Origin of the sequence: Microbacterium hydrothermale, assembly GCF_004854025.1 — a bacterium.
Taxonomy (GTDB): Bacteria; Actinomycetota; Actinomycetes; order Actinomycetales; family Microbacteriaceae; genus Microbacterium; species Microbacterium hydrothermale.
This window is the reverse complement of sequence record NZ_STGM01000004.1, coordinates 261,861-281,378: the sequence shown is the minus strand read 5'-3', so window position 1 is coordinate 281,378 and position 19,518 is coordinate 261,861. Positions and strand designations below refer to the sequence as shown.

Annotated in this window: 24 protein-coding genes; 12 read left to right on the top strand and 12 right to left on the bottom strand. The window is 69.7% G+C overall.

Annotated features, from left to right (window positions below; all coding sequences use genetic code 11):
• Nucleotides 1–113: 113 nt before the first annotated feature.
• The 6 genes from FB047_RS10505 to FB047_RS10480 form a co-directional block, all read right to left on the bottom strand.
• A complete protein-coding gene (locus FB047_RS10505; RefSeq protein ID WP_136587133.1) occupies nucleotides 114–482 on the bottom strand; it encodes a hypothetical protein in 369 nt (122 codons plus the stop codon).
• Nucleotides 483–537: 55 nt separating this feature from the next.
• On the bottom strand, nucleotides 538–789 hold the full coding sequence (locus tag FB047_RS10500) for a hypothetical protein (protein WP_058626160.1): 252 nt from the start codon (nucleotides 787–789) through the stop codon (nucleotides 538–540).
• Between the two features lie 140 nt (nucleotides 790–929).
• A complete protein-coding gene (locus tag FB047_RS10495) occupies nucleotides 930–1,238 on the bottom strand; it encodes a GNAT family N-acetyltransferase (protein WP_136587132.1) in 309 nt (102 codons plus the stop codon).
• A gap of 88 nt (nucleotides 1,239–1,326) precedes the next feature.
• Nucleotides 1,327–1,647 carry a CDP-diglyceride synthetase gene (locus tag FB047_RS10490; protein WP_240752740.1) on the bottom strand — a complete coding sequence of 107 codons (321 nt, stop codon included), beginning with the start codon at nucleotides 1,645–1,647 and terminating at the stop codon, nucleotides 1,327–1,329.
• Nucleotides 1,648–1,750: 103 nt separating this feature from the next.
• Nucleotides 1,751–2,179, bottom strand: coding sequence for a hypothetical protein (locus FB047_RS10485; RefSeq protein WP_153008951.1), 429 nt, complete (start codon nucleotides 2,177–2,179; stop codon nucleotides 1,751–1,753).
• Nucleotides 2,180–2,238: 59 nt separating this feature from the next.
• Nucleotides 2,239–2,619 (bottom strand): nuclear transport factor 2 family protein, encoded by a 381-nt coding sequence (locus tag FB047_RS10480; protein WP_136587130.1) that lies wholly within the window; start codon nucleotides 2,617–2,619, stop codon nucleotides 2,239–2,241.
• A gap of 305 nt (nucleotides 2,620–2,924) precedes the next feature.
• On the opposite strand from FB047_RS10480, the gene FB047_RS10475 reads away from it, so the two are divergent.
• From FB047_RS10475 to FB047_RS10455, 5 genes are all read left to right on the top strand, one after another.
• Nucleotides 2,925–4,430, top strand: coding sequence for a class I adenylate-forming enzyme family protein (locus FB047_RS10475; protein ID WP_136587129.1), 1,506 nt, complete (start codon nucleotides 2,925–2,927; stop codon nucleotides 4,428–4,430).
• 40 nt (nucleotides 4,431–4,470) lie between these two features.
• Nucleotides 4,471–6,300, top strand: a complete 1,830-nt coding sequence (locus FB047_RS10470; RefSeq protein ID WP_136587128.1) for a DUF3556 domain-containing protein — start codon at nucleotides 4,471–4,473, stop codon at nucleotides 6,298–6,300.
• Entirely contained in the window at nucleotides 6,297–7,736 is a 1,440-nt protein-coding gene (locus tag FB047_RS10465) for a phytoene desaturase family protein (RefSeq protein WP_136587127.1), read from the top strand. The genes FB047_RS10470 and FB047_RS10465 overlap by 4 nt, the downstream gene beginning before the upstream one ends.
• Nucleotides 7,733–9,022 (top strand): PucR family transcriptional regulator, encoded by a 1,290-nt coding sequence (locus FB047_RS10460; protein WP_136587126.1) that lies wholly within the window; start codon nucleotides 7,733–7,735, stop codon nucleotides 9,020–9,022. Before FB047_RS10465 ends, FB047_RS10460 begins: the two co-directional genes overlap by 4 nt.
• Before the next feature lie 146 nt (nucleotides 9,023–9,168).
• Nucleotides 9,169–9,381: a nuclease gene (locus FB047_RS10455; protein WP_240752739.1), complete on the top strand. Its 213-nt coding sequence runs from the start codon at nucleotides 9,169–9,171 to the stop codon at nucleotides 9,379–9,381.
• A 48-nt stretch (nucleotides 9,382–9,429) separates the two neighbouring features.
• Here FB047_RS10455 and FB047_RS10450 read toward each other — a convergent pair whose 3' ends face one another.
• The 4 genes from FB047_RS10450 to FB047_RS10435 all read right to left on the bottom strand — a co-directional run bounded on the left by FB047_RS10450 (nucleotide 9,430) and on the right by FB047_RS10435 (nucleotide 12,586).
• A complete protein-coding gene (locus FB047_RS10450) occupies nucleotides 9,430–9,831 on the bottom strand; it encodes a four-helix bundle copper-binding protein (RefSeq protein ID WP_240752737.1) in 402 nt (133 codons plus the stop codon).
• Nucleotides 9,832–10,184: 353 nt separating this feature from the next.
• Entirely contained in the window at nucleotides 10,185–10,394 is a 210-nt protein-coding gene (locus FB047_RS10445) for a DUF1653 domain-containing protein (RefSeq protein ID WP_136587124.1), read from the bottom strand.
• Between the two features lie 633 nt (nucleotides 10,395–11,027).
• Complete coding sequence (locus tag FB047_RS17415; RefSeq protein WP_338095131.1) at nucleotides 11,028–12,059, bottom strand: SRPBCC family protein; 1,032 nt, start codon at nucleotides 12,057–12,059, stop codon at nucleotides 11,028–11,030.
• A 26-nt stretch (nucleotides 12,060–12,085) separates the two neighbouring features.
• A complete protein-coding gene (locus FB047_RS10435) occupies nucleotides 12,086–12,586 on the bottom strand; it encodes a small multidrug efflux protein (RefSeq protein ID WP_136587123.1) in 501 nt (166 codons plus the stop codon).
• Between the two features lie 203 nt (nucleotides 12,587–12,789).
• Between FB047_RS10435 and FB047_RS10430 the strand changes: the two genes are divergently transcribed.
• From FB047_RS10430 to FB047_RS10420, 3 genes are all read left to right on the top strand, one after another.
• Complete coding sequence (locus FB047_RS10430) at nucleotides 12,790–13,065, top strand: hypothetical protein (RefSeq protein WP_136587122.1); 276 nt, start codon at nucleotides 12,790–12,792, stop codon at nucleotides 13,063–13,065.
• A gap of 56 nt (nucleotides 13,066–13,121) precedes the next feature.
• Entirely contained in the window at nucleotides 13,122–13,493 is a 372-nt protein-coding gene (locus FB047_RS10425) for a hypothetical protein (RefSeq protein WP_136587121.1), read from the top strand.
• Between the two features lie 82 nt (nucleotides 13,494–13,575).
• Nucleotides 13,576–14,058: a nucleoside deaminase gene (locus FB047_RS10420; RefSeq protein WP_136587120.1), complete on the top strand. Its 483-nt coding sequence runs from the start codon at nucleotides 13,576–13,578 to the stop codon at nucleotides 14,056–14,058.
• Here FB047_RS10420 and FB047_RS10415 read toward each other — a convergent pair.
• Complete coding sequence (locus tag FB047_RS10415; protein ID WP_240752733.1) at nucleotides 14,055–14,618, bottom strand: hypothetical protein; 564 nt, start codon at nucleotides 14,616–14,618, stop codon at nucleotides 14,055–14,057. The genes FB047_RS10420 and FB047_RS10415 overlap by 4 nt on opposite strands.
• A gap of 107 nt (nucleotides 14,619–14,725) precedes the next feature.
• Nucleotides 14,726–15,373, bottom strand: coding sequence for a stage II sporulation protein M (locus FB047_RS10410; protein WP_136587119.1), 648 nt, complete (start codon nucleotides 15,371–15,373; stop codon nucleotides 14,726–14,728).
• A 155-nt stretch (nucleotides 15,374–15,528) separates the two neighbouring features.
• Between FB047_RS10410 and FB047_RS10405 the strand changes: the two genes are divergently transcribed.
• From FB047_RS10405 to FB047_RS10390, 4 genes are all read left to right on the top strand, one after another.
• On the top strand, nucleotides 15,529–16,689 hold the full coding sequence (locus FB047_RS10405) for a sensor histidine kinase (RefSeq protein WP_240752730.1): 1,161 nt from the start codon (nucleotides 15,529–15,531) through the stop codon (nucleotides 16,687–16,689).
• Entirely contained in the window at nucleotides 16,686–17,288 is a 603-nt protein-coding gene (locus tag FB047_RS10400) for a response regulator transcription factor (protein WP_108317300.1), read from the top strand. The genes FB047_RS10405 and FB047_RS10400 overlap by 4 nt, the downstream gene beginning before the upstream one ends.
• Before the next feature lie 177 nt (nucleotides 17,289–17,465).
• Entirely contained in the window at nucleotides 17,466–18,431 is a 966-nt protein-coding gene (locus tag FB047_RS10395; RefSeq protein WP_240752728.1) for an ABC transporter ATP-binding protein, read from the top strand.
• Entirely contained in the window at nucleotides 18,428–19,390 is a 963-nt protein-coding gene (locus FB047_RS10390; protein ID WP_136587117.1) for an ABC transporter permease, read from the top strand. The genes FB047_RS10395 and FB047_RS10390 overlap by 4 nt, the downstream gene beginning before the upstream one ends.
• Nucleotides 19,391–19,518: the final 128 nt, after the last annotated feature.

Below are 19,518 nucleotides of genomic sequence, written 5' to 3'. Positions count from 1 at the left end.
TTGCGTACCTCTTCACCGTAGATCGGGCCGCTGTCGTCACCGGAGAGCCGCGCGCTTCGAGCGGACGCGGCTGTCGCGAGGATCCCCTCAGCTTCTCGGCATCCGGTCGCCCGTCATCGCGCCCACCGTTCCCGCTCCGGCACCGGAGACCACGGCCACCTCTCCTCGGCACCCGCCTGCACCGGCTTGTACGCCGGCCGGCCGCGGATGCACAGCCCGTAGAACCACGTCGTCCCGCACGCGGCGCAGTGCGCGAAGAGGACGATCGTGTACTTCAGGTCGGATTCGGCCAGTGGCACCATGTCGCGGAGGGGGACGTCGGCGCGGAGGACATGCATGCGTCCGTCGTCCAGCCGCTCGGCGAGTCGATCCTCGGCCGTACGGATGACCAGCTCGCGCTCGCCGTAGCTCATCCGGTACTCAGCGACCGACGTGCAGACGTCGCAGTCGGGGAGTGGGGGATCGGGCGAGAGAGGTGGCATCCCTTGATGCTGCCTGGCGCCGTGAAGAGCGGTACGCCTCCCGCGACCGGTCGAATCACGTCGGCGGTGTGCCCGAACGACCTCGCGGATACACCACCACTCCGACCGTGATCACTGCGCTCCCGATGACCAACAAGACGGACGTGGACAACCACAGGGGAACACCTCGGGCACTGGTGACGGTCGGGTCTCCCAGCGCCAGGAAGATCGTCAGAAAGACGAGGCCGACGAAGAGGATCATCGAGCCGACGATGATGACGAGCTGCGCCGTCGTCCGCGTCACCGGCGGTTGCTTGGGCTGGCGCATGCGCAGAGCGTACCTACGGCGAGCCAAGGACGCTTCGCGGAACGCTGGCCCGGTCTGCCCGGTGGGTGCGTTCGCTGTCATCGGCATAGAGGGGCGTTGCCGTCGAGGCCCACCGTGAGGGTGCGCCTCGGTGTGCTGACTCAGCCTCCCGGGTGTCGGTGGCGAGAGCTATGGCCGCGCACGGTCGGATCGACGATCAGTCGGCCGATGCGCAAAGCGTCATCGGCCGGGGTGAGCTGCACGTGGCCGACGGGCTCACCATCACCGGTGTCCAGTATCCAGGCGGTCGCGCCGGGTCGTCTTTGCTGATCGTCGAGCTCGTCGGGCAGGAAGGGCCACGTCATCCACGGGCCGGCGAAGGCGTAGAGAGCCTCGGCGTCGGGAACCCAGCTCGCGACGACAGGCAGGTCTGCGTTCGTCCGAGGGCGTAACGAGTGCACGCTCTTCACCGTAGACCGGGCCGCGCAGGGAATGCTGCCGCCATCGAAGAATCACACGCTCCGAGCGGACGCGGCTGTCTCAGGTGATGAGCAGGCTTCAGTCGGCCGGCAGCTCTTCGGTGGCGGTGGGGCGCCCGCGCACCGTTGCCGCCGAGACGATCAGAGCGCCGCTGACGACAGACGCGGCAATCACCGCCGACCCGATCAAGATCGCGGCGAGGAGCGATTGCCGAAGGCGCAGACTCTCGCATGTCGCCGCGTCGTACACCACCCCTTCGCACGCCCCACCCGGAACCGTGCCCGCGAAGAGGGAGATTCCGGCGATCAGCGCGATAGCGCACGCGGCGAAGGCGACGAGGCAAAGAATCACACGCATGAGGACCCAACGTTGAGCGTGAACGACAGCGTCCTCGGGCAAGGCGCTGCATACAACGTATCGATCGTGCGCGTCTCGCCCTGAACACGTGGCGAGAGCAGAACGATTCCTCACCCGTTGCGCGAAGGCGTCGCGCTTGCTTCTCTCACGCCATTCTGAGCGAGCCCAGCACGACATCGACCTGGTCCGCGAGGTGGTCGTCGTCGATGGGAACGGAGCCGAGAACAACCACCCGATTCGCCCCCAAAGCAGCGCACATCGCGACGACCGCGAACGCGTCGGCCTCGCCCCGGACGACGGCGCAGTCGATCCCCGCCAGCGTTCCGTACTCGACATGGTCGATGTGCACGTGCGGTTCGCTCGCGTGAACGACACTCATCATGTCCACGCCATAGTCGCGCACCGTCATCACGCCGATCTCACGATGCGCGACGACGCGGACGACCGCCTCGCTCCATCGCGCCGTCAGCAGGGGATCGTCGCCGCCTGTGCCGTGCTCGATGCGTGCGCCGGACGGCACGTCGATGGTGAACGCCTCCGCCTTCGTCGTACGCAACTGGGGAGGCGTCTCCACCGAGGGAAGCTCGTCGGGAACCCGGAAGGCCACTCGTGAGTGTGTGAACAACACCCGACTCACTGCACCGGTTGGACGCTGCCGGCGACGACCTGCCACCGCCCATCGATGATCGACCAATAGCGGAGGTAGTTCATCTTTCCTTCGACGTGGTGACCGTCGTCGATCAGCCGTGCGTCGATCAATGAGTCGACCCGAGCCCTCCCCGCGTGCTCTCGTGTCGATCGATGCAGCTCGACCAACTGCTCGAAGCGAACCGCTCCGGTCGAGTGGGCGTTCAGGTCGGCTTCGCGGTCGGTCAACGAGCCATCAGGAAGCTCGAACGTCAGACCCTCGAAGAGCAAGTCCTGCAGGGCATCCGTGTCGCTGCGTCGCATAGCTTCGTGGAGGGCGTCCTGGGCCGCGTCGACGGTGCGCCCCGACGCATCGCGCGTTGTCATGCCCCGAGGCTAGCGCGGGTAGGAATGGCCCCGGACGCGCTTTGCAACAGTCCCGACGGGGTTGTGCTCGTTCCGCTCAACGACGACGACCATTCCCGACAACGGGAAGCCGATAGGCCGGGATTCCCCCGCCGGCCCACGAACCGCCCAACCCGTGCACGGTGCACACCTCGCGGTGTGAAGTTCGCCACCCGCGCCACTGTGCTGCTCGGCCGACCTTTCTAGCGTGAAGGGAGCGCGAAGACGCGCACCAGAACGCTCGAATCGCGTCCGACGCAGCCGTCGACGCGGGGAGGTGAACGACGATGCCATTCGACGAACTCGACACGCGCACCGCGGCACGGGGCACCGCGTCCGGCCTCGCGCATCTGCCGTGGCGCAGCCCCTCAGCCGGGACCGCACGGCCCGCTGTGCGCGACGTGACCGAAGAACTCAGCTATCGAGGCCTCGAACGGCGGGCCGCCGCGTGCGCTGAGCAATTCGCGGCGCGCGGGATCGGACGCGGCGACGTGGTGGCGATCATGCTGCCGAACTCGGTCGCGTTCCTCGCCGCGATGCTGGGCGCTTGGCGCGTGGGGGCGGCAGTCACGCCGGTGAACCCCACATTCACGGAACGGGAGCTGCGCTACCAACTCGACGACTCGGGAGCGCGTCTGCTCGTGACCGCGGGCGCTCCCGCGGTCGAGGTCGAGACGCTGGCGCCGGTCGATCTCGCGCGCAACCCCGACCGACCCGTCGACGACCCGACCATCACCCCCGACACGCTGGCCCTGCTCGTGTACACGAGCGGCTCGACGGGCCAGCCCAAGGGCGTCATGCTCGATCACGCCAACCTCAACGCCATGGCCGCCTCCCTCCGCCGCCACATCGAGCTCGGACCCGACGACCAGGCGCTTCTCGTCCTGCCGCTCTTCCACGTCAACTCGCTCTGCGTAAGCTTCCTCGCCCCGATCAGCGCGGGCGGCAGCGTGTCGATCCTGGAACGTTTCGCCCCGGGCACGTTCCTCGACGCGGTCCAGCGCTATCAACCCACCTACTTCTCGGCGGTGCCGGCGATCTTCGCGAGACTGGCCGAGGTCCCGCGGGAACAGATTCCGCGCCTGCCCTCGCTGCGCCTGGCTATCTGCGGCGCCGCACCGGCCAGCCCCGAGCTCCTCGCCCTCAGCGAGAAGCGATTCGGCATCCCCATTCTCGAGGGCTACGGCCTCACCGAAGCCACGTGCGCCTCGGCGTGCAACCCGCTGTGGGGCGAGCGCAAGCCGGGCACCGTCGGCCTCGCGCTCCCCGGGCAGCAGATCGCTATCCTCGATGACGAGGGTCGTCTCGTGCCCCCGGGCGTGCGGGGTGAGGTCGCGATCCTCAGCCCCACGGTCATGCGCGGATACCTCGGACGACCGGATGCCACGGCAGAGGTGATGCGCGGAGGATGGCTGCGGACGGGCGACATCGGCATCCTGGACGAAGACGCCTACCTGACGCTCGTGGATCGGGCCAAGGACATGATCATCCGCGGCGGCGAGAACCTCTACCCCAAGGAGATCGAAGCCTTCCTCGCCACGCATCCTTCGGTGCTCGAGGCCGCGGTCATCGGTCGTCCGGACCCCGTGTACGGCGAGGTCCCCATTGCCGATGTCGTGCTGCACCCCGGCGAGGTCGTCACCGAGGATCAGCTCCGCGCCCACTGCGCCGAGGGCCTGACCAAGATCAAGGTGCCCGCCGAGATCCGCATCGTCACGGATCTCACGCGCAACCCGGTCGGCAAGGTCGACAAGCCCGCGATGCGCCGCGCACTCGCCGCGGCCACCGCCTGACCTCTTCGCTTCCCCCATCCCGTCACCGAAGGAGTTGATCATGGGATTCAAAACCGCGGAGTTTCCGCCCGTCGACACGAGCACATTCCTGCACCAGCCACTGCGCGAGCGGATCAAAGCACTGACCCTGCACTGGGTGGAGTACGGCTTCGGATCGCCCCGCATGATCGCCGCGACCTACCTCGTGAAGATCGCCGTGCTGTGGCTCCTCATCGGGAGCATCGTCATCACCGCCACCAGCGGTGTGGGGTGGTTCTGGCAGGTCGACCAGTGGTGGAATCAGCCGATCGTCTACCAGAAGGCGATCATCTGGACCATGCTGCTCGAAGCGATCGGCCTCGCCGGATCGTGGGGGCCGACGGCGGGCAAGTTCAAGCCCATGACCGGTGGCATCCAGTTCTGGGCGCGACCGGGCACGATCCGGCTACGACCGTGGGCCTGGGTGCCGGGAACGGCCGGTGACACGCGGACCGTGTTCGACGTCGTCGTCTACCTCGGGTTCCTCGCGGCGCTCGCCACGGCGCTCGTGCTCCCCGGCACGGTGACCCCTGCCCTCGCCGCGGCGCTTCCCGAGAACACGAGCGGGTTGGTGCAGACCACCCCCGTGATCGTCGCGATCGCGCTGCTGGTGATCGTGGGCGTGCGCGACAAGACGATCGCGGTCGCCTCGCGCATCGAGCAGTATCTGCCGGCCCTGGTGTTCTTCTCGGTGCTGTCGTTCGTCGACATGATCATCGCGCTGAAGCTGCTCATCGTGGCCGTGTGGGTGTGCGCGGGCATCTCGAAGTTCGGCAGGCACTTCGTCAACGTCATCCCGCCGATGCTCAGCAACACCCCGTTCTGGCCGCCGCGGTGGCTCAAGCGCGCCCTGTACCGCGACTTCCCTCGGGACGTGCGCCCGTCGAAGCTCGCGCACTTCATGGCGCACGCGATGGGGACCACGGTCGAGATCGCCGTTCCGCTCGTGCTTCTGTTCTCGCAGAACTTCTGGGTGACGCTCGCGGCGGTCGTCCTCATCGTGGGCTTCCACCTCTTCATCTTCTCGACCTTCCCGCTCGCCGTCCCGCTGGAGTGGAACACCCTGTTCTGCTACGCCGCGGTGTTCCTCTTCCTCGGCTTCCCCGCGCAGGCGGGGTACGCGGTCACCGACTTCTCGAACGGGTGGCTGCTCGCCGGGATCGTCGCGGCCCTGCTGTTCTTCCCCGCGCTCGGCAACCTCCGCCCCGACAAGGTCTCGTTCCTGCCGTCGATGCGTCAGTACGCGGGCAACTGGGCGTCGGCGCTGTGGACCTTCACGCCGGGTGCGGAGAAGAAGCTGGATGCCGTCATCCGGCCCACGTGGAACCAGGTCGATCAGCTCGTTCAGCTGGGTTACGCCCCCGAGATCGCCGAGATCACGATGCAGCAGACGCTCGCGTGGCGCTCGATGCACAGCCAGGGCCGCGGACTCTTCTCGGTGCTCTACCGGGCGCTGCCCGACATCGAGACCCGCACGATCCGCGAGGGCGAATTCGCGTGCAACTCGGTGATCGGCTTCAACTTCGGCGACGGCCACCTGCACGACGAGTCGCTCATCCGCGCCCTGCAGAGCCGCTGCCACTTCGCGCCCGGGGAGTTCGTGGTGGTATGGGTGGAGTCCCAGGCCATCCACGCGGACTTCCAGGAGTACAAGGTGATCGATGCGGCCCGTGGTGTCATCGAGCGGGGAAGATGGCGCGTCGCGGATGCCGTGGCCGCCCAGCCGTGGCTCGCGGACGGCCCCATCCCGCTCGAGCGGTCCTGGCGAGCGGACGCCTCGGGCCCCGTGAGTGACGTGACGAACAGCGTCCGCACGGTCTCGCGCAGGCGAGGAGAGCGGGTCTCGAAATGACACGCGCAGTGGTCGTCGGCAGCGGTCCCAACGGGCTGGCCGCTGCTGCGACCCTGTCGGACGCGGGCCTGGACGTACACGTCGTCGAGGCGGCGGACGAACTCGGGGGAGGGGCGCGCAACAGCGAGCCCCTCCTCGCCGGGCTCATCCAGGACCACTGCGCTGCGGTCCACCCGATGGCGGCCGGCTCGCCGTACTTCGCCGACCTCGACCTGCCGGAATCGCCCTGGGTGCTCCCCGAGATCGACTGCGCCCACCCGCTCGACGACGGCGATGTGGTGTTGCTCCGTCGCTCGATCGTCGAGACCGCGGCCGGCTTGGGCGCCGACGGATGGCGGTGGCAGACCCTGTTCGGCCCCTCGTCGCGCTCGTTCGCGGCGCTGTCGGAAGACATCCTCCGCCCCCTCGTCGGCATCCCTCGTCACCCCCTGCTTCTCGCGCGGTTCGGTGCCGCTGCCGCGCTGCCCCCGGTGTGGACGGCGCGTGCCTTCGCCGAGGAGCGAACCCGTGCTCTGTTCCTGGGCGTCGCGGCTCACGCGTTCCAACGCCTCGACCAGCCGCTCGTCGGCGGGATCGGCGCGGGCATCATCACCGCTGGACACGCCGTGGGGTGGCCCGTCGTCGCCGGCGGCACGGGGACGCTCACCGCGGCGGTGATCGCGCGGCTCCGCGAGCGCGGCGTAACGTTCGAGACCGGGAGGCGCATCCGGTCCCGGCGTGACCTGCCCCCGCACGACGTCGCCCTGCTCGACGTGCACCCGCACGCCGTCTCCGAGATCCTCGGGGGGAGCATGCCCCGTCGCACGGCCGAGGCGTTCCGGCGCTTCCGCCCCGGCCCCGCCGCTTTCAAGGTGGAGTTCGCGGTCGCCGGCGGCGTGCCGTGGCGCGCGGAAGAGACCGGTCGTGCCGGCACCGTGCATCTGGCGGGCTCGGCGCGCGAGATCGCGGCGGCCGAGCGCGCCGTCGCCGAGGGGCGGATGCCGGAACGCCCATTCGTGCTCGTCGGTCAGCAGCACGTCGCCGACCCGCAGCGCTCGGTGGGCGACATTCACCCGCTGTACGCGTACGCCCACGTGCCCGCCGGATACTCCGGGGACGCCACCGACGCTCTGGTTTCGCAGATCGAGCGGTTCGCCCCGGGATTCCGCGATCGCATCCTGGCGACCCGGGTGATCACCGCGACGGAGTGGAGCCAGCGGAACCCGAACTTCGTCGGGGGAGACATCCTCACCGGCGCCAAGACACCGCTGCAGTTCATGCTCGGCCCGCGAATCTCGGCGCAGCCGTACGATACGGGGGTGCCGGGCTTCTACCTCTGTTCCGCTGCGACGCCGCCGGGGCCGGGAATCCACGGGCTGTGCGGCGTGAACGCCGCCCGGCGCGCGCTGCGGGGCCTTGCGCCCGCGAGACGGGCCAGGGAGGCGCAGCCCGCGTGACGACGGCATCCGGTTCCGCCGAAGAGCACACGGGCGACGTTTCCGAGCTCCTCGCGCTCGTCGCGCGGCAGCTCGACCTGCGCATGCCCGAGATCGTCCGCGAGATGCGAGACCTGTTGGCATCCCGCATCGACGACCTGGGCGGCGACCCCCAGCTGGTCGAGATGCTGCAGGCGAGTATCGAGGGCAACGTCACGACGATCTGCCACATCCTCGCGAACGGCATCGATCTCGAGAGCCTGCAGCCGACCACGGCCGCCGTCGAGTACGCGGCGCGTCTCGCGCAGCGCGATGTGCCCCTGGCGGCCCTGACGCGCGCCTACTACCTGGGTCAGAGCATGTTCCTGCGGCTCGGTATGGACGAGGCCGAGCGCCTGGGTGTGAGCGACCGCGTCAAGATCGACGTCGTCCGCGACATCGCCGACGTCGTGCACCGCTACATCGACTGGATCCTCCAGCTCGTGACCGGCGTGCACGAGCAGGAACGTCGGCGCTGGTGGACCACCCGAGCGACCCTCAACGCGAGCATCATCCTCAAGGTGCTGCGCGGAGACTCCCTGCCGATCCGCGGGTTCGTCTCGGAGACCGGATACACGCTCGCACAGACGCACCTCGGGGTGATGGCCTGGTCCGACGTGGATGCCGAGGACGCGGCGCGCCAGCACGAGATCGACCACCTGCTGCGCCGACTGGCCACGGCGGTGCACTCGTCCGCCGCGCCGCTCATCACCGTGGTCGATCGATCCACGGCCTGGGCATGGTTCGGCGGGGCTCGGCTCGACGCCGGAGCGCTGGCGCGGGTGGAGGACCTCGTGGCGACGGTGCCCGGCGTGCGGATCGCCCTCGGCGAGCCGGGCCACGACGTCGAGGGTTTCCGCCGAACGCACGAGCAGGCCGCGATCGCGCGGCTCGTGGCGCTGTCGTCGCCGCGCTACCGCGACCTCGCGGTGGTGTCGTACGCCGACCCCCAGGTCGCGCTGGTCCAGCTGCTGACGAAGGATGCGACGGCGACGGCGACGTGGGTGCGCGAGGTTCTGGGTGACTACGCCGGTGCCGGAGAGCAGGCGCGCGTGATGCGCGACACCGTCGCGACCTACTACGCCGCCGACAAGAACGCGGTGCGCACGGCGGAGCAGCTCGGCGTCCACCGCAATACGGTGCGCCAGCGCGTAGACCGGTTCGAGGCCTCGGTGGGAGCACGGGGAGTCGATCCCCTGCAGGTGGCGCTCGCTCTGCGGATCTACGACGATCTCTCTCTCGACGGCGGTGATCCGCGGCCCACGTGACGGGGACCACCGAGTGTTACGGTTCGCGTCGCTCTCGATCGCCCGCTCCCACGGCATCCCGTAGCTTCATCTCACCAACCCCTCCGAAGGCAGGTGAAGCCATGTCCCGCACGATCTCGTCGACAGTCCACCCGATCCAGCGCTGCATGGCAGCCTCGAACCCCTCCGCATGGTGGGACGGTCTCGTGGTCGACGCCGACGGCACGACGGTGACCGTCGCACTGCTCACCGGCGCGACGGTGACGCTGCGCGTGGTCGGCCCCGCCGTCGACATCGCGGTGAGCGAGCCGGTGGCCTATCACCCGGTCGCGGAACTCCTCAGCGCGTCCGCGATCCTCACGACCGCGCGCGCCGCATAGCCGAGCGGCCGCCGACGAGACGTCAGCGGCCGCAGCGAAGAGGAGAACTCAGGCGCTCATCGAGGCCATCATGGCCTCGCACTTCATGACCATGTCGTCGCAGGCCATCGCGCAGTAGCGGCACATCTCGTCCATGTCGGCGTGGGCGCGGCACTCGGCGGCGCAGGCCTTGCCCATGGTCATGCAGGCGGTCATCATGGCGCTCATCACGTCCGTGTTCATCCCGGCGGGCCGCATCATCATGTGCATCGTCGCCTGAGCCATCTCGACCATGTTCGAACACATGGCGCAGCACGTCGCCATCTCGGGGCCGTGCATCATGTCGCTGCCGGCGCACATCGCCGCGGCCATCGCGCACGCGTTCAGGGACTGCATGCATTCCTGCATGGCATCCATGTCCATGGTCATCTCGCCCATGTCCATCGACTTCATCATGGCCATCGTGTCCATTGCTTCTCCCGAGTGCTCGTTGTGACGGAGGGACCGGATGCCGCGGAGGGACTCCGGCGTACCGGCGATGGTACGCCGGGGCGCCGTCGCGAGACAGCGCTCGCAGCAGGTTGATCGGTTGCTGGTAGGGCGCTGCGCCTGTGGTCGGCCGTGCACAAACTCAGCGATTCGCGCAGGGTCGGTCGCGAGGGGCGGATGCCGGCTGAGGTTGTGCGGATCGCGGAGATTGTGCCGGCGGGTTGCGCGATGCGCCGGTGGCTGGCCGTGAATAACCTCAGTGATTCGCGCATTGTCAGTGGCGAGGGGTGGATGCCGGCGGAGGTTGTGCGGATCGCGGAGGTTGCGCCCGCGGGCTACGCGATGCGCCGGAACCTCGGCCCCGAATACCCGTCGCGCTCGACCGTTCCCGTAAACATCTCCACCGGACGCACCCAGTACGAGTAGTCGTCGTACAGCTTTCGATAGGACACGAAGACCTCTTCGGTCTCGGAGTGCCGAGCAAGGCCGAACACCTCGTACCGCTGCCCTTTGAAGTGCTCGTAGATGCCGGGTTCGATCGTCACGGGGTCCTTTCTTTTCGGCGCGGTCGGGCGTTGCGCGTGTCGCGCTGTGGCGGCCGGAGCTCTTCGCGGGTGGCCCGCCGGAGGGGCTTCGCAGCTGTTTTGCGCATTTGACTGCTCTCGTGTCCCGTGTGGGCCGGGTACCTCGAGATTATGGGATGCCCCGCGGGGCGCGCTTGCGTCGCGAACCGCCGGGTGAAGTACATCGCAGATCGTCGCGATCGGGGGTGCGTCACAAGGAGGCTGTTCAGAGCGTCACGAATGACGCCACAGCTAGGAGGACCTCGTGGTCAATCGTTCCCGAGCCATCGCGCTCACGTCCGTAACCGTTCTCTCGGCGGCGCTGCTCTGCGCGACTGTTCCGATCATCGGCGGCGGAGTACACGCGTCTGCCGTCACGACCGAGGCGGGGTGGGCTCTTTCCCCGAAGCACCCCGGCGTCGGCGGAGAGGTGTCGCGTGCCGGGGTCACGATCACCAGGCCTCTCGAGTCCTGAGGCGTCACCGTGACCCGCGACGTCGCCCTCCCGCGCGCGGAGGCGCTCGACGCGGTGAGTCGCTGACGGCGGCGGGTCGCGGGGGCCTCGAGAGGCCCGGACCGGAGGAGAGGAGGTCTAGCGCGGGCGCCCGTGACGTGTCAGTTGCGTGCCGGTCGAGCGTTCCGCTCGCCCGCCGACTCCCTCCGGCGTCGTCGCGACCTCCGCTCGCCGGTTCCCGCGCCGACGCTCAGGCCGATCCACCGGTTGATGGCCTCTGCCTGCTTGACCGTCACACCGAGAGATGTCACCGTCCCGCCCAGCGTGTGCGCGACTCCTCCCGCTTCGAGGATGATCTCGCCGCTCTGCAGTATTCCGCTAGCCACGGGCCAGCCGAAGATGAAGAACACTCCTCCGTAGGGCTCCGACCGGCACCGCCGGATCGTCGAGCGGGGATACCTCTTCGTCGACCACCACGACCTGACGATCAGGCCGTCGTCATCCAGGTACAACCCCGTCCGGGGGAAACGCAGCCAGAGCGCGACGAGGAGCGAAGAAACGGCAACGCCCAAGAAGGCGACGGGGACGTGGACGTGCGAAGGATCCTCGAGAAAGCGAACGATCGAGACCACGGGGACAGCGATCAGCAGACCGGTCGCCGCGAGGAGCCGGGCCGCTCGACCGCGCAAACCCGTCGGGTGGAGTCGCACGGCCGTCGTGCGAGAGGTCGGCGCGTCGTCTTCGCCGTCGACGAAGGATGCCGCGAGATGCGCGTTCCTGCGCGCGATGATCCGACGCAGATACGGCACCAGGAGCAGGCGTTCCGCCACGACGCCGAACACGGGCGACGACAGCTCGATCGTGTCGGTCATCATCGTGCCGCCCTCCGGCGTCGCCTCGAAACGGTGCTCGTGGCGGAAGGAGCGGAAGGGGCCCCTGATCTGCTCGTCGACGAACCGGGTGGGCGCGTGCATCTCCGAGATGCGGGCGGTGAGGGTGAACCAGACGCCGAAGTGCCGGGCGCGGAACGTGACCGTGTCGCCCCGCTCCATCACCCCCTGCGTGATCCCGGCGACGGCGCTCTCGCGGCTGTCGCGCATGGATGCGACGTGCGCCCCGATGTCGCGCGCGAGATCGAACACCGCGGGGGGAGGGGCATCGACGCGGGTGACGAGGGTGAATAGGGAGGGCACGTCCTCATCATCCCGCGCCGTCCCCCTCAGGCCGCGAACCGGATCAGCCCGAGCGCGATCGCGGTGATGCCCGCGGTCCACAGCGCGATGGCGAGCGCCTGCCAACCGATCACCCGCGCGGGAGAGACGCCGGTCGAGGTCAGCGCGGCGGCGGTGAACTGCGTGGGCAGCAGCAGGGGACCGAGCAGGCTGACGCCGGGTGTGCCGTAGCGGTGGTACGCCTTCTCGAACTTCTGCCGACGCGCGGTCGGGGCTTTCTCGGGGGCGCCTCGACGGGTCGTGACGGCGGTGCGCACGCGAGAGGTCGCGAGCACGACGATGCTCACGCAGAGGAGATTGCCGAGCGCGCCGGCGAGGGCCGCGACGACCGGGTGGATGCCGCCGATGATGCCGATCGCGGCGGCTCCCTCTCCCTCGATGAAGGGCACGGCCCCCGCGAGGGCGACGATCAGGGGCTGCACGAGGTCGGGGACGTCGGCGACGAGGCCTTGGAAGCCGAGGACGAGGTCGGTGATCGGGTTCGACATGGGGCGGGCTCCTGGGGTGAGGTCGCGGCGTGTTCCGTGGTGATCCCATCCCACTCGCCACGGGCTCGCGGGGGCAGTGCCGCGGTGTCACGGCCGCTCGGGAGAATGCGCCGAGGCGCCGGTGACGAATGTCACGGGTCCTTCTCCCGCGCCGCGCGGGCCGGTATCGTCGAGGACTCGCGCGACGACGAGGGGGCCATCGCATGGGGACGTTTGGATGGATCGAGTGGGTGTTCTGGGCGGCGATCGCCGTCGGGATCGTCGTGCGCCTGATCGTCGCGCTCCGCCGTCGTCGCTCGAGCGGCCGCGACGCCCTGCGGTCGGCGTTCGGTCCCGTTGCCGATGCGGGAGCCGCGGAGTCGACGGCCTACGGCTGGACGCCCTCGTCGTCGACGGACCTGCCGGCCGTCTACGGCACGGTGCAGACCGGCGAGCCCGACCCCGATCGTCCGCGCGACCTGCCCGACTCGCGGTCATAGCGAATGGATGGCAACGCGCAGGGAGGGGTGAGGGTGCGCGTTCCACACTCGGCGGCATGACCACCATCGACCCCGTTCCGTCCACCCCACCCGCCGACGCGAAGACCACGCCGGTGACGCGCCGACCGCCCTTCACCCGCCGTCTCGTCGCCGGGATCGGCGCGGGAGCCCTCGTCGTCGGCCTGCTCGTCGGCGGAGGCGCGGGCTTCGCGATCGGGAACGCATCGGCCGCCGCCACGGCGACCTCGGGCACGATGCCCGACGTCGGCGGAGGAACCCCTCCGCAGATGGGCGGCGACCGCCCCGACGTCGGCGGCGGCACGCCTCCGCAGAGGGGCGAGGGCGGCCCGGGCGGCAGCGGGAGCACCGACGGTTCCACCGGCGGAGGCACCGACGGCACGACCGACGACTCGGGCACGACGAGCTGACGGCGCGCTCCGTCCCGTCACCGCCGTGCGCGGGCGATGATCACCTTCCCGGTCGGTGGCGGCATCCGCGATCATCGACACCATGGATGACACGCTCGACACCGCAGACCTCGCCCACCTCCGCCGTGCGATCGAGCTGTCGGCGTCGGCGCGCGCCCACGGCAACCACCCCTTCGGAGCCCTGCTGGTCACCGCCGACGGCCGGGTGATCGAAGCGGAGAACACGGTGCTGACCGATCGCGACGTGACCGCCCACGCCGAGACCGTCCTCGTGCGGCGCGCGTGGCAGCAGGTGGATGCCGCCGACTTCGCGGCATCCACCCTGTTCACCTCGTGCGAGCCGTGCGCGATGTGCTGCGGGGCGATCTTCTGGGCGGGGATCGGCCGCGTCGTCTACGCCCTCTCGGGCACGGGGCTCATCGCCAGCGCGGGCGGAGAGGACGACGGCGCCGTGCTCGATCTGCCCTCGCGCGAGGTGTTCGCGCACGGCGGGCGGGTGATCGCGGTGTCGGGTCCGCACCTCGAAGACGACGCGGCCGCGCCGCACCACGGCTTCTGGGCCTAACCGGCCAGGTCGTCGAGCCACGACGATCGCAGTCGTAGTGCGCGTTCCACGCTCGCGAGCGCGACCACGACGGTGACGCCCGCATTCGCGGCGGGCGTGAGGTGCAGCGGCGCGGTGAAGGTGCCGAGCGTGTCGGCGATCGGCGGGATGCGGGAGAGTGTCTCGATCAGCTGCGGGACGGTGAGGCACACCCCGGCCACGACGACGAGCAGAGACAGGATGCCGAGAGCCCGGCTCGCCCGCGGATGCGCGCGGTCGAGAGCGGCGCGTCGTCCCTCCGCGGACCGCGGGTGCGGCGAGAGCTGTCGCCGCTCACCGGTGTCGGAGACGAAGTCGCACCGCTTGAGGCCGAACGTCCCTGTCGCGACCTCGATGTGCCCACCGGGCACCGCGAAGCGCGCGGGCAGACGCGAGACGGACGAGAGGGCGCCGTCGCGGAACAGCCGGGCGCGCACCTCGCCGTCCTCCGTGTCGCCGAGGTGCCGCACGTCGACCGTGTATATGCGCGCGGTGCCGTCGGCATCCGGAATCCGTAGGGAGAGCTGCGAGCGGGTCAGCACCTGCCACCACCGGAAGGGCGGGAGGGGACGCCCGTCCCCGCGGCGCGCCCGCCGCTCAGCCCACCGGGCGCGCAGGGACCGGGGTCGGCGCGAATGACCGGGCGCGTTCACAGGAGCATCTCGCTGAGCGGGAAGACGAGGTAGCGCAGGGAGTACGCCTCCCACAGGGCGCCGACCACCAGCAGAGCCAGGGCGGGCAGGGCGAGGAGGCCGAGCCTGCGCACGCCGTTGCGATACCCCGCGCGACGGGTCGGGGCGCCCACGCGCGCCGGGCGGAGCCAATCGCGTCCGAGCAGAAGGGCACCGAGCGCCAGCAGCGCGTAGGCCTGCAACTCGATCACCACGGTGAGACTGTGCGGGATCATCGCGACCCAGGCGACCGGGGTGGACGGCACGAGCGTGATCCCGGTCTCGACGAGCCAGTACCCGAAGAAGACGAGACCGGCGAAGGGGATGACGAGCGAGGGGACGACGATCGTCGCCAGGCTCAGGCGCAGCACGTTCACGGAGAGGATCACGAGCGCGAACAGGGGTGCGGAGGAGGCGACCGCGGTGACGAGATCGCCGGTCCCGTCGCTGTCGAGAGCGGCCGCGCGGGCAGCCGGGAGGGCGGGGAACAGCAGGCCGATGACGAACCCGAGCGCGAGCAGACCGTAGGTCGCGGCGGTGACGACCGCCCAGGCGCGACGGTTCTCTCGGATCACGGCGATCGGGCGACGCCAGAGCGGCGGTCGCGGAATCGTGGGGGAGGACATGCTCCCATCGCAGCCCGTTGGCGCCGTTCGCGGCAGTGTCGGGGTGTCACGATCCGGGGTGACATCCGTCAGGGGTGGGGCGCGGCGCGAGCGGGATCCGCGGCCCGGAGGAGAGCCCCACCCGTGACGAATGTCACGGCCGTACAGTGGCCGGGGTGAGCACACCCCCGGCCGCCTACGCCCGCGACGTACGCGTGACGTGGTGGTACACCGCCTCGTCGATCCTCTTCCTGCACGTCTTCGCGGCCCTCATCTGGACGCTCGCGGTGTTCGTCGGCGGCACCCCGGCCGCGCTCGCGGTGAACCTGCTCGGGGTCGCCGGGTCGACGGCATCCGCTGTCCTCCTCCTTGTGCGCTACCGTCGCGAGCCGCTCGACGACGCCGACGACGCCGGGCGCCGGCGCAGGTGGCCGCTCGTCGTGCTCGGGATCGTCGCGGCGGTCGCGATGGGGGTCTCGGCCGGATCGGTGCTGCTCGGCGTGGGGTTCGCGGCGCAGACGCTGTGCCTCGTGCGGTGGCACGGCGGGGTGCGCCTGCGACTCGCGGTGCTGTCGATCGCGGTCATCGTCGTGGTGTGGTTCGTCGAGGCGACCCGTGTGAACCCGGAGGGATACATCGCGGTCTTCTCGCTGCCGTTCTTCGTGGCCCTGCTCCCCGCGTTGACGGCCACGTCGCTGTGGTGGTGGGACATCGTCCGCGAACTCGACCGCGCCCGTCGCGCCGAGGGGCGCCTCGCCGCCGCCCAGGAGCGCCTTCGTCTCGCCGGCGATCTGCACGACCTGCAGGGCCACCACCTGCAGGTCATCGCGCTGCAGCTCGAGCTGGCCGAGAAGATGATGCCGCGCGACCCCGACGCGGCGATCGAACAGGTGCGCGCCGCCCGGGCCAGCGTCGACGACGCCCGCCGCGGCACCCGCGACCTCGCCGCGCGATTCCGCGGAGTGCCCCTCCCCGACGAACTCGCCAACGCCGCCGACCTCCTGCGCGCCGCCGGCCTCACGGTCGACCTGCTCGTCGACACCGCCGCCGACCGCGCCCCGGCCGACGTACTCGGACCGGTCGTGCGCGAGTCCACCACGAACGTGCTCAAGCACGGCGGCGGGGTCTCAGCATCCCTCTCCCTCGCCCGACACGAGGGGGCGTGGGTGCTCGTCGTCGAGAACGACGCCCGCGGCGCGGCCTCGCCCGTGGGCGACGGGGCGGGGCTGTCCGGCATCGCCGACCGCGTGGGAGCGGTCGGAGGAACGATGGATGCCACCCGCCTCGACGACCGTTTCCGCCTGACCGTCCGCGTGCCCGAGGGGGACCTCGCATGATCCGCGTGCTCATCGCCGACGACGAGGACATGATCCGCACGGCCCTCGCCGCCCTGCTCCGCCTCGAGGACGACCTCGAGGTCGTCGCCGAGTGCCGCGACGGCGAGAGCGCGCTCGCCGAGGCCGAACGCCTGCGCCCTGACGTGTGCCTGCTCGACCTCGAGATGCCCGGCCTCGACGGCGTCGACACGGCCGCGCGCATCCTCCGCCGCGTGCCGTCGCGGTGCGTGATCGTCACGCGGCACGCGCGACCCGGCGTGCTGCGACGCGCGCTCGGTGCGGGGGTCGACGGCTTCCTGCCCAAGTCCCGACCCGCGGACGACGTGGCCGCGGTGATCCGCGAGGTGGCGGCGGGCCGCCGGTACGTCGATCCCGAGATCGCCGCCGACGCGCTCAGCGACGAGCGCAGCCCCCTGACCGACCGGGAGCTCGACGTGCTGCGCGCGGGGGCTCGGGGGCAGACGGTGGCAGAGATCGCGTCTGCGCTGCATCTGTCGGCGGGGACGGTGCGCAACCATGTGTCGTCGGTGCTCGGCAAGCTGGGGCTCGCGAGTCGGCAGCAGGCGACGATCCATGCGCGGGAGCGGGGGTGGATCTGAAGGGGAGAGTCCGCGCATCAGGTGACGTGAAGAGACGCCATTCGCAACCTACGGGTGAAGCTGGTTCGGACGCCACCGTGCGGAGCGCGAGTACGGGAGATCGACTGCCCGGGCGGTGTGAGAGCGGTCAATAGCATGCGGACATGACGCACTTCCATTCCGCGCTCCGCGATAAACATGCGCGAGGTCGGCGGACGCGCGTGCAGATCGTTGGACCCACGATCAGACCGCGGAGATGGTGGTCATGAGCGTCGAGGTTCGCCATCTGCGAAAGACCTTCGGTGCGTTCGAGGCCGTCCGAGACCTGTCCTTCGAGGTCCCGGCGGGTCGCTCTTCGCGTTCCTCGGCGCCAACGGTGCGGGCAAGAGCACGACCATCGGCTGCATCACGACGATCCTGAACTCGACGTCGGGAACGATCCGTGTGCACGGCTGCGATGTGATGGACGACCCGAACGGCGTGCGCGACGTCATCGGCGCCGTCTTCCAGAACCCGCTCCTCGACCCTCTGCTGACCGTCCGGGAGAACCTGGCCGTCCGAGCCGGCTTCTACCGGATGCGCCGGCGCGAGGCCTCGGCGAGGATCGGCGAGCTCGCGGAGGTGGTCGCCCTGGGAGACTTCCTGGACCGTCGTTACGGTGTGCTCTCCGGCGGTCAGAAGCGCCGAGCCGACATCGCGCGCGCGATCCTCCACCGTCCGAGCGTGATCTTCCTCGACGAGCCCACCGCGGGCCTCGACCCCCAGTCGCGCGAGCAGATCTGGTCGGCGATCGGCCAGCTCCGCGCTGACCATTGGACGACCGTTTTCCTGACGACCCACTACATGGAGGAGACCGAGCGGGCCGATCAGGTGTGCATCATCGCCCGCGGTGAGATCGTGGCCGAGGGAACTCCGGCGCAGCTCCGGTCTTCCTTCAGCCGCAGCGTACTGACCGTACGTACGCCCGACGTCTCGTCCTTCCTCGCCGAGTGCGACGCACGGGGCGTCGTCGGCGAGCCCAGCGGCGACGTCGTGCGTGTGCCCGTCGACCGGGTGGAGCAGGCGAGGGAGCTCATTCAGGCACCCCAGGTCACCGACTTCGAGTTCCGCCACGGAACGATGGACGACGTCTTCCTGAACGTGACCGGAGGGCGGGCGGCATGAGAACGGTCTCGATCCTCATGGGCCGCAATCTGCGCCTGTTCTTCCGCGACCGGGCCGGGGTGTTCTTCTCCCTCCTGTCCGCGCTGATCCTCATCGCGCTGTATGCGCTCTTCCTCGGGAATCTGCAGGTCGACAATCTGACGGAGCGCTTTCCGAACGCGGAGACCGGGGACATCCGCGGGTTCGTGAATGCGTGGGTGTTCGCAGGGATCACCATGATCACGACCCTGACGACGGCATTGGCCGCCCTGGCGGTCTTCGTCGACGACCGAGCGAGCGGACGCTTCGGCGACCGCCTGGTGTCGCCCATCCGCCGCGTCGAGCTCATCCTGGGGTACCTTCTGTCGATTTTTCTCATCTCGCTCGCCATGACCCTGGTCATCCTGGTCGTCGGGCAGGTCTACCTCTTCACGCAGGGCGACTCGATGATGACCGTGAGCGAGGCGGGGGAGACGCTCGGATATGTCGCCCTGTCGAGCCTGGCCTTTGCGGCGTTGTCGAGCTTCGTCGTCACCTTCCTGCACAGTGCCGGTGCTTTCGCGGCGCTGTCTACCGTGGTGGGAACCGTCATCGCGGTACAGCATCGCGGCGTGGCTCGCGATCACGCAGGCCATCGCAAGAGAGCTCGGCGCGACGCTAGCGCCTCCCCTCCTGCCTTTGTCGCACGTCTCAGAGGCGGAACCCGGCACGCGATTTCCTTTCGCGCTGCCCGACTTTCAGAACAACCTCCCCCTGCTCATGGACATGAGCGGGACCTTCGGTGTCCTCCGCCTCGCCGGTGGCGTCGCGGGCGCATGGTTCGGTCGGAGCACCTTGTCGGAGCATGCGGCTGCCGGACGTCGGCTGCCCGACGTCTGATCGCCGGATCTCGGCCGCTCTCATCGGGTGAGCGGTCCGCTTCGTACCGTCGATGGAAGGAACGGGGCGCGCGTCCGACTCGGTACATATCGTGCACCTGACTCGTCAGCGCCTGGCATCCCTCCCATCGAAGGGACAAGGGTCGGGCGGTTTCACCCCCGTCCGGTAGGGTGGACGATTGGCGCAGATCTCTTGATATCAAGAGACTTTCGCCTCCTCCCACCACCGA

Coding starts and splice junctions, on each gene's coding strand:
- FB047_RS10410 (WP_136587119.1), bottom strand. CDS start 15,373: ATGTCCTCCCCCACGATTCCGCGACCGCCGCTCTGGCGTCGCCCGATC.
- FB047_RS10505 (WP_136587133.1), bottom strand. CDS start 482: ATGCCACCTCTCTCGCCCGATCCCCCACTCCCCGACTGCGACGTCTGC.
- FB047_RS10465 (WP_136587127.1), top strand. CDS start 6,297: ATGACACGCGCAGTGGTCGTCGGCAGCGGTCCCAACGGGCTGGCCGCT.
- FB047_RS10500 (WP_058626160.1), bottom strand. CDS start 789: ATGCGCCAGCCCAAGCAACCGCCGGTGACGCGGACGACGGCGCAGCTC.
- FB047_RS10400 (WP_108317300.1), top strand. CDS start 16,686: ATGATCCGCGTGCTCATCGCCGACGACGAGGACATGATCCGCACGGCC.
- FB047_RS10450 (WP_240752737.1), bottom strand. CDS start 9,831: ATGGACACGATGGCCATGATGAAGTCGATGGACATGGGCGAGATGACC.
- FB047_RS10455 (WP_240752739.1), top strand. CDS start 9,169: ATGGCAGCCTCGAACCCCTCCGCATGGTGGGACGGTCTCGTGGTCGAC.
- FB047_RS10475 (WP_136587129.1), top strand. CDS start 2,925: ATGCCATTCGACGAACTCGACACGCGCACCGCGGCACGGGGCACCGCG.
- FB047_RS10390 (WP_136587117.1), top strand. CDS start 18,428: ATGAGAACGGTCTCGATCCTCATGGGCCGCAATCTGCGCCTGTTCTTC.
- FB047_RS10420 (WP_136587120.1), top strand. CDS start 13,576: ATGGATGACACGCTCGACACCGCAGACCTCGCCCACCTCCGCCGTGCG.
- FB047_RS10395 (WP_240752728.1), top strand. CDS start 17,466: ATGCGCGAGGTCGGCGGACGCGCGTGCAGATCGTTGGACCCACGATCA.
- FB047_RS10470 (WP_136587128.1), top strand. CDS start 4,471: ATGGGATTCAAAACCGCGGAGTTTCCGCCCGTCGACACGAGCACATTC.
- FB047_RS10480 (WP_136587130.1), bottom strand. CDS start 2,619: ATGACAACGCGCGATGCGTCGGGGCGCACCGTCGACGCGGCCCAGGAC.
- FB047_RS10430 (WP_136587122.1), top strand. CDS start 12,790: ATGGGGACGTTTGGATGGATCGAGTGGGTGTTCTGGGCGGCGATCGCC.
- FB047_RS10425 (WP_136587121.1), top strand. CDS start 13,122: ATGACCACCATCGACCCCGTTCCGTCCACCCCACCCGCCGACGCGAAG.
- FB047_RS10435 (WP_136587123.1), bottom strand. CDS start 12,586: ATGTCGAACCCGATCACCGACCTCGTCCTCGGCTTCCAAGGCCTCGTC.